Source organism: Lutibacter sp. (assembly GCF_040883305.1).
Classification (GTDB): Bacteria; Bacteroidota; Bacteroidia; order Flavobacteriales; family Flavobacteriaceae; genus Lutibacter.
The window spans coordinates 1-9,208 of sequence record NZ_JBFLKT010000393.1 but is presented as its reverse complement, the minus strand read 5'-3'; the positions used below and the strand labels follow the sequence as shown (position 1 = coordinate 9,208).

Genomic DNA, 9,208 nt, shown 5'->3' with positions numbered 1-9,208 from the left:
TTTTTTAAATTTAACAAGCGATTTTGATGCGCGTAAATTAACGGAAGTAATTCCGAAATTTCACGATATGTCTTCCCGTTTTACTCAATTTGAAGATGCTCTTAAAGTAGTTTCAAAAGAAAGGTTTGGAAAGGCGAAAAAGTATATAGATCTTGTTTGGAGTTTAAAAGACGAGATGCATATTATTCAGCATTTAAAAGAGTCTGGAACAATAAAATTAAGAGTTACACATAATGATACAAAAATTTCAAATGTACTTTTTGACGCAAACAATAAGGGACTTTGTGTAATTGACACAGATACAGTTATGCCAGGGGTTGTGCATTACGATTTTGGTGATGCAATTAGAACTATTTGTAATTCAGCTGCTGAAGATGAAACAGATTTAGACAAAGTAAATTTCAATTTAGAATATTACAATGCCTATACAAAAGGATTTTTAGAAGAAGTTGAATTAGCACTTACACCAACAGAGTTAAAATATTTGCCACTTGGAGCAAAAACAATGATTTTTATAATGGCACTTAGATTTTTAACAGATTTCTTAAATGGAGATATTTATTACAAAACTAAATATCCAATGCACAATTTAGACAGAGCAAAAAATCAATTTAAATTGATAGAAAGTATGTCCGAAAAAATGAATGTTTTATAAATTATATTAAAAAATTAAAATCAATTATATGTCACAATCAAGCAAGAACAGCACATTAGTCCCAATACTTATTATTGCAGGGCTATTTTTTATTTTCGGATTTGTAACTTGGATAAATGGAGCTTTAATACCATTTATGAAAACCATTAACGAATTAACCGATGCACAATCTTATTTTGTAGCTTCAGCGTCCTATATTTCATTTGTTGTAATGGCATTACCAGCTTCTTATATTTTAGAAAAGATAGGTTATAGAAAAGGAATGTCTTTGGGGCTATTTATTATGGCAATAGGAGCGTTAGTATTTATTCCAGCTGCTGAAGCAAGAACCTATTGGGTTTTCTTAGCAGGTATTTTTATTCAAGGTATTGGAATGACTATCTTACAAACAGCATCAAACCCATATATTACAATTTTAGGACCAATTGAAAGTGGTGCAAAACGTATTGCAATTATGGGTATTGCTAATAAAACAGCTGGTGCTTTAGGTTCATTAATATTTGGAGCTATATTATTATCTGGAATAGATGAGGTAAAAGATAAATTAGGTTCGGTTTCTGTTGAAGAAAAAGGACAGTTATTAGATACAATGGCAGATAGTGTTTTTATGCCTTATTTAATAATGGCAATAGTATTATTTGTATTAGGTATATTAATTAGGAAAGCGCCACTTCCTCATGTTGAAGCTTCACCAATTGAAGAAGCAGAAGGCGGAGAAACCTCAAAAACAAGCATATTTCAATTCCCTCATTTATGGTTAGGCGTATTAACATTGTTTGTTTACGTAGGAGCAGAGGTAATTGCAGGAGATACCATTATATCTTATGGAATTTCATTAGGATTTACCGGAGAAGAAGCCAAGTTTTTTACAACCTATACCTTAATGGCAATGGTAGCAACGTATGCCTTAGGGGTATTTTTAATACCAAAATATTTAAATCAAGGTACCGCATTAAAAATAAGTGCTGTATTGGGTATTGTATTTAGTGTGTGTATTTTATCAACAACAGGGATTACGTCTATTATATTTGTTGCAGCATTAGGAATTGCAAATGCATTGGTTTGGCCAGCCGTTTGGCCATTAACTCTAGAAGGTTTAGGGGAATTCACAAAAACTGCTTCAGCACTTTTAATTATGGCAATTTCGGGAGGTGCCATTATACCTCCGTTGTATGGTAGATTGGTAGATGCTAATAAACACGAATTAATTGTAAGCGGAATAAATGAGGCAGATGCATTGGCAACAGCGGCTACAAGTAGCTACTGGATATTAATCCCTTGCTATGCAATAATTTTATATTTTGCCTTATCTGGACATAAATTAGGAATAAAAAAAATCAAAATAAATAATTAAGAAATGTTAAAAAGTAATATTGATACATCAACAGATTTTGAAAAAAGATTTGAAAATATTGAAACTAAAATTTTTGATAATTCTACAGTTGCATCAAATGCTGTTGCACTTGAAATAGCAGATTTAATTAGAGTAAAACAAGCTCAAAAACAACCTTGTATATTAGGTTTAGCTACAGGTTCTTCACCAAAAGGCTTGTATGCTGAACTGGTAAGATTACACAAAGAAGAAGGGTTGAGTTTTAAAAATGTAATCACTTTTAATTTAGATGAATACTATCCAATGGAGCCGGACTCTATAAATAGTTATGTTCGTTTTATGAAAGAACATTTGTTCAACCATGTTGATATTTTTCCAGAAAATTACAATATCCCAGATGGTACTTTAGCTAAAGATGAAATTGCTGAATATTGTGCCAATTATGAGGCCAAAATAGAGGCGTATGGAGGTCTTGATTTACAAATTTTAGGAATTGGAGGAAACGGTCATATTGGTTTTAACGAATCTGGATCTTTACAAAATTCTAAAACACGTTTAGTGGCACTTGATCATATTACAAGAGTTGCAGCAAGTAACGATTTCTTAGGTTTAAGTAATACACCTAGAACTGCAATAACACTAGGTGTTAAAAAAATTATGGAAGCGAAACGCGTAATTTTATTTGCTTGGGGAGAAGGGAAATCAAATATAATTAGAGAAGCTGTTGAAGGACAAGTAACCAATCGTGTACCTGCATCATTTTTACAAGAACACAACAACGCTACATTTATTTTAGATAAAGAAGCATCTTCAAAATTAACCAGGGTAAATACACCTTGGTTGGTAGAAAAAATAGTTTGGACAGATAAAATAATTCGAAAAGCGGTATTAGCATTGGCTCAAAAAGTGTCAAAACCAATATTAATGTTAACCGATACAGATTATATTGAAAACGGATTGAGCGATTTATTAGCAGATTTAGGCCCTGCATATGATATCAATATTAAAATATTTAACGACTTACAAAATACAATTACTGGTTGGCCAGGTGGAAAGCCAAATTCTGATGATACTAAAAGACCAGAAAGAGCAACACCTGCTAGTAAAAGAGTGTTAATTTTTAGTCCACATCCAGATGATGATATTATTAGTATGGGTGGAACTTTTATTAGATTACAACAACAAGGACACGAAGTACACGTTGCATATCAAACTTCAGGAAATATTGCAGTAACAGATAGTGAAGCATTAAGATATGCAAATTTTGTTTGTGATTATAATGATAAGTTTGGAATTAAAAGCGAAGACGCTGAAAATATTTTTAAAAAAGCTGTTGAATTTTTGAAAAACAAAAAAAATAGTGAAATTGATATTCCTGAAGTTAGATATATAAAAGGTATTATAAGAAAAGGTGAAGCAAGAGCAACCGCACATTATGTTGGATTGCCAGATAGTCAAATTCATTTTATGGAATTGCCATTTTATGAAACTGGAACTATTGAAAAAAATCCTTTAAGTGAAGTAGATATTAATTTAACAATGGAACTTATTGAAAAAATAAAACCACATCAAATTTATGGCGCTGGAGATTTAGCAGATCCACACGGGACTCATAAAGTGTGTTTAGATATAATTTTTGCAGCCGTAAAAAATCTAAAACCTAAGAAATTTATGAAAGATTGTTGGGTTTGGCTATACAGAGGCGCTTGGCAAGAGTGGGGAATTGATGAAATTGAAATGGCAGTTCCTATGAGTCCAGACCAAGTATTAGAGAAAAGACACGGTATTTTTAAACACCAATCTCAAAAAGATGGAGTTGTATTTCAAGGAGTAGATGCCCGAGAATTTTGGCAACGTGCAGAAGATAGAAATCTGGAAACTGCGGATTTATACCACGAGCTAGGAATGGCAAGATATGCTGCTATGGAAGCATTTGTTCGTTGGAGATACTAATTAAAAAATCAAAATATAATGACATTAATAAAATCAATTTCAGGAATACGAGGAACTATTGGAGGTGAGGTAAATAATAATTTAACTCCAATCGATGCTGTAAAATTTGCAGCTGCTTATGGAATGTGGCTTAAAAATAATTCAGAAAAAGAACAATTAAGAGTTGTTGTAGGAAGAGATGCCAGAATTTCTGGTAAAATGGTGAGTAGCTTGGTTTGTAATACCTTAGTTGGGTTGGGAATTAATGTTGTAGATGTGGGTTTGTCAACAACACCAACTGTTGAAATTGCTGTTCCTTTAGAAAATGCCGATGGTGGAATTATTATTACTGCAAGCCACAATCCTAAACAATGGAATGCACTTAAATTATTAAATGAAAAAGGGGAGTTTTTAAATGCTGAAGAAGGTGAAAAAGTATTAAATATTGCTGAAAATGATGCCTATTTATTTGCTGAAGTTGATGATTTAGGACGCTATAAAAAAAATCAAAAGTATATTGATATTCATATTGCTGAAGTTTTAAAGTTACCTTTAGTTAATATTGAAGCTATAAAAAATGCAAATTTTAAAGTAGTTGTAGATGCTGTGAATTCAACAGGAGGCATTGCTATACCTGCATTGTTGAAGGAACTCGGTGTTGAATGTGTAGAATTATATTGTACACCAAACGGACAATTTCCACACAATCCAGAACCTTTAAAAGAGCATTTAACAGCTATTTCTGAATTGGTGATTAAAGAAAAAGCTGATTTAGGAATTGTAGTTGATCCAGATGTAGACAGATTAGCGTTGGTTTGCGAAGACGGTTCTATGTTTGGTGAAGAATATACATTGGTTGCTTGTGCAGATTATGTATTGGGTAAAACAAAAGGAAATACAGTTTCTAATTTATCTTCTTCAAGAGCTTTAAGAGATATCACCGAAAAACATGGTGGAAAATATCAGGCAAGTGCAGTTGGAGAAGTAAATGTTGTTGAATTAATGAAAGCTTCAAACGCTATAATTGGAGGTGAAGGTAATGGAGGAATTATTTATCCAGAATCGCATTATGGGAGAGATTCTTTAGTTGGTGTTGCCTTATTTTTATCGCATTTAGCAAGTCTAAAAGTATCGTGCAAACAATTACGAGACAGTTATCCAAACTACTTTATGAGTAAAAATAAAATTGAATTGACTCCTGAAATTAATGTTGATACGATTTTAGAAAAAATGACTTTAAAATATAAAAATGAAGATATTAGTACAATAGATGGTGTAAAAATAAATTTTGCTTCAGAATGGGTGCATTTGAGAAAATCTAATACAGAGCCAATTATAAGAATTTATACAGAAAGTACTTCTCAAAATAAAGCAGATAATTTAGCAATACGTATTATTGAAGAAATAAAAGAAATAATTTAAAACATTATAATAGTTGTTAGATTCCCCTAATCCTCCAATGGAGGGTTAGGGGAAATTTCTTATAAGTAATTATTAGTGTTTTACTAATAGTTTTAATCAAAAAATATTTTGTTACCAACTTTTTCCATTTAAATATATTTTTTCAATTTGATGATTTCCAAAAGAATACGGAATGAAACCATACGAATTAATTGGTTTTGTGAGTATTAAATTAGCTTGTTTACCTACAGTAATTGAACCTACTTCTTTTTCCAATCCCATTGCATACGCACCATTAATTGTTGCAGCATTGATGGCTTCTTCAGGAGTCATTTTCATTTTAATACAAGCGGTTGCAACTACAAAATTCATATTTCCTGAAGGTGTAGATCCTGGATTGTAATCAGTTGCTAAAGCCAAAGGTAATCCCGCATCTAACATTTTACGAGCTGGAGTATAAGGAATACTTAGAAAATAAGAACAACTTGGTAAGGCAACAGGCATTGTGTTTGTATTTTTTAGAATTTGAATATCTTCATCTCTCATTACTTCTAAATGATCAACTGATAATGCGTTGTAATTTACTCCAACTTGGACACCGTCAATAGCATTAAACTGATTCACATGAATTTTAGGAATCAACCCATATTGTTTTCCAGCATCCAAAATAAACTCGGTATCTGCAACTGAAAAATAACCAGTTTCACAGAAAATATCAATATAATCGGCTAAATTTTCTTCTGCAATTACTGGCAATACTTCATCTACCAATAGTTGTAAATAGGCTTGCTTGTTGTTTCTATAAGTTTCGGGCACTGCGTGAGCTCCTAAAAAAGTTGCTTTTATTGGTATAGAATAAGTCTCTTTTAAACGTTTTATTACGCGCAACATTTTTAATTCGGCTTCAGTAGTTAAACCGTAACCCGATTTAATTTCAATAGCCCCAGTTCCTAATTGTATTACTTCTTCTAAACGAACTTTGCTCTGTTTGTATAAATCTTCTTCTGAAGTTTCTTGTAGTTTTTTTGCGGAATTTAAAATACCACCACCTTTGTTTGCAATTTCTTCATATGATAATCCATTGATTCTGTCAACAAATTCACCTTCACGATTTCCGGAATAAACAATATGCGTATGCGAATCGCACCAAGATGGTAATACCATTTTTCCAGTTGCATCAATAATTTCATCAACAGAAAAAGTTGGGCAATCAGCCATTTTTCCAAAGTTGGAAATAATACCGTTTTCAACCAATAAAAAAGCGTTTTTAATTGTTGGTAATTTTTTCATTTCAGCTCCTGCTATAAATGAAACAGTATTCTCTCTAACTTGAATTAACTCTTTGATGTTTTTAAATAACGTTCGCATTTAATTTATTTTTTTATTCAATTATTTGAAGTCTAAAGATACAATCTGATACTTAGAAATATATTATTAAATGTCGCCATTACGAGGAGTATTTACGACGAAGTAATCTGTAACTTTGATACTAAATGTAAACTTATAACTATTCAATAACAGATTGCTTCAATCGTACCTCTTTCGCAATGAAGGTTTAATAATAACCACTAAAATAAATCTTTTAAAATTGAATCTTCAACAATATTAGGCAAAGTAACCTTTAAATCTGGTCTTCGTTTCATTTCACGTTTAATAGCAAACAAAGCTTCATCATTTCTTGCCCAACTTCTACGTGCAATTCCGTTATTTACATCGTAAAATAACATACTTTTTAATCTTCTATCGGCATCTTTGGTTCCATCTAATAACATTCCAAAACCACCATTTATAACTTCTCCCCAGCCAACGCCGCCGCCATTGTGAATAGAAACCCAAGTTGCACCTCTAAAGCTATCTCCAATTACATTATGAATTGCCATATCTGCGGTAAATTTACTTCCGTCGTAAATATTACTGGTTTCTCTGTACGGAGAATCTGTTCCGCTGACATCGTGGTGATCTCTTCCTAAAACTACAGCTCCAATCTTACCGTTGGCAATAGCATTGTTAAAAGCTTCTGCAATTTTAGCTCTTCCTTCTGCATCCGCATATAAAATACGTGCTTGTGAACCAACTACTAATTTATTTGCCTTTGCGTTTTTAATCCACGTAATATTGTCTTGCATTTGCAACTGAATTTCTTTTGGAGAATTTTCCATAATTTCAGTTAATATTTCCATTGCAATTGCATCCGTTTTATCTAAATCCTCACTTTTTCCTGAAGTACACACCCAGCGAAAAGGACCAAAACCATAATCGAAACACATAGGACCTAAAATATCTTGGACATACGAAGGATATTTAAAATCAATCTTATTTTCTGCAAAAATAGCTGCGCCAGCTCGTGAGGCTTCCAGTAAAAAGGCATTTCCATAATCGAAAAAGTAAGTGCCTTTTGCAGCATGATTATTGATAGCATCCGCTTGACGTACTAACGATTCTTGAACGTGTTTTTTGAATTGTTCTGGATTGTTTCTTATTAAGTCGTTACTTTCTTCAAAAGTTAAACCTACTGGATAATAACCACCAGACCAAGGATTGTGTAAAGAAGTTTGATCAGAGCCCACATGAATATAAATATTTTCAACATCAAAACGTTCCCAAACATCCACTATATTTCCAATAAAAGCGATTGAAATAATTTCATTATTTTTTTGTGCTTGTTTTACACGAATTACCAATTCATTTAAATTATCAATCAACACATCTACCCAACCTTGTTCGTGTCTTTTTGTAGCCGCTTTTGCATTTACTTCGGCACAAACAGTAATACAACCAGCAATATTTCCTGCTTTTGGCTGTGCGCCGCTCATTCCACCCAAACCAGAAGTCAAAAATATTTTTCCAGCTGAGTTTTCAGTTGTTTCTAAAATTTTTCTGAAGGCATTCATAACAGTAATAGTTGTTCCATGTACAATACCTTGCGGACCGATATACATAAAAGAACCAGCTGTCATTTGCCCGTATTGTGTAACTCCTAATGCATTAAATTTCTCCCAATCATCTTGCTTTGAATAGTTTGGAACCATCATTCCGTTTGTTACAACTACTCTTGGAGCTTCTTTTGAAGAAGGAAATAATCCCATTGGATGCCCTGAATATAGATGTAATGTTTGCTCATCGGTCATTGTAGCTAAATACTGCATAGTGACTACATATTGTGCCCAATTTTGAAATACAGCACCATTTCCACCATAGGTAATTAATTCATCTGGATGTTGCGCAACCGCAGGATTTAAATTATTCTGAATCATTAACATAATTCCGGCAGCTTGCTGAGATTTCGCAGGATACGCTTCAATTGGTCGTGCCAACAACTCGTAATTCGGTTTAAAACGGTGCATATAAATACGACCAAATGTTTTTAATTCTTCAGCAAATTCAACCGCTAATTCGTAATGCCATTTTTTTGGAAAATAACGTAATGCATTTCTTATGGCTAATTTTTTTTCTTCAACAGAAAGTATATCTTTTCTTTTTGGTGCTGGGTTGCCATTTTTTGGATATGCCTTTTTTACAGGTAATTCCGAAGGGATTCCTTGTAAAATTTGTTTTTGAAAATCGGTGTTTGTCGTAATCATAATACTATTTTTTGTATATCTGTTTTCTGCAATATTGTTAATACGTCACCCTAAATTTATTTCAGGGTCTCACCATATGTGTACACATTTCCAATATAATGTGAAACTGAATCAAGTTCAGGGTGATGTTTATATTTTAATACGTTTCAAATTCAGCATCAAACTCGCTGTATGCATTATTTTTCTCTGAAGTAATTTCTAATAATTTGTTAGATTTTAGAATTAAAATTGCTTTTTCAATATCTAAAGCAAAAATCCTGTCTTCAGTTGTATGTTCAATTGTAGAACGAATCACTTTATGAACTT

6 protein-coding genes are annotated in these 9,208 nt (G+C 32.5%); 4 read left to right on the top strand and 2 right to left on the bottom strand.

Annotated features, from left to right (window positions below; translation table 11 throughout):
- The 4 genes from AB1Z17_RS12595 to glmM all read left to right on the top strand — a co-directional run.
- Positions 1–655: phosphotransferase (locus AB1Z17_RS12595; protein WP_368052136.1), on the top strand; the 655-nt coding region annotated here is incomplete at its 5' end.
- Between the two features lie 28 nt (positions 656–683).
- A complete protein-coding gene (locus AB1Z17_RS12590; protein WP_368052135.1) occupies positions 684–2,009 on the top strand; it encodes a sugar MFS transporter in 1,326 nt (441 codons plus the stop codon).
- A gap of 3 nt (positions 2,010–2,012) precedes the next feature.
- Positions 2,013–3,941: a glucosamine-6-phosphate deaminase gene (gene nagB / locus AB1Z17_RS12585; RefSeq protein WP_368052134.1), complete on the top strand. Its 1,929-nt coding sequence runs from the start codon at positions 2,013–2,015 to the stop codon at positions 3,939–3,941.
- A gap of 18 nt (positions 3,942–3,959) precedes the next feature.
- Positions 3,960–5,342 carry a phosphoglucosamine mutase gene (gene glmM, locus AB1Z17_RS12580; RefSeq protein ID WP_368052133.1) on the top strand — a complete coding sequence of 461 codons (1,383 nt, stop codon included), beginning with the start codon at positions 3,960–3,962 and terminating at the stop codon, positions 5,340–5,342.
- Between the two features lie 111 nt (positions 5,343–5,453).
- Here glmM and hutI read toward each other — a convergent pair whose 3' ends face one another.
- Both hutI and AB1Z17_RS12570 read right to left on the bottom strand, forming a co-directional pair.
- Positions 5,454–6,689 (bottom strand): imidazolonepropionase, encoded by a 1,236-nt coding sequence (gene hutI, locus AB1Z17_RS12575; RefSeq protein ID WP_368052132.1) that lies wholly within the window; start codon positions 6,687–6,689, stop codon positions 5,454–5,456.
- A 200-nt stretch (positions 6,690–6,889) separates the two neighbouring features.
- Positions 6,890–8,902, bottom strand: coding sequence for a urocanate hydratase (locus AB1Z17_RS12570; RefSeq protein ID WP_368052131.1), 2,013 nt, complete (start codon positions 8,900–8,902; stop codon positions 6,890–6,892).
- Positions 8,903–9,208 lie beyond the last annotated feature (306 nt).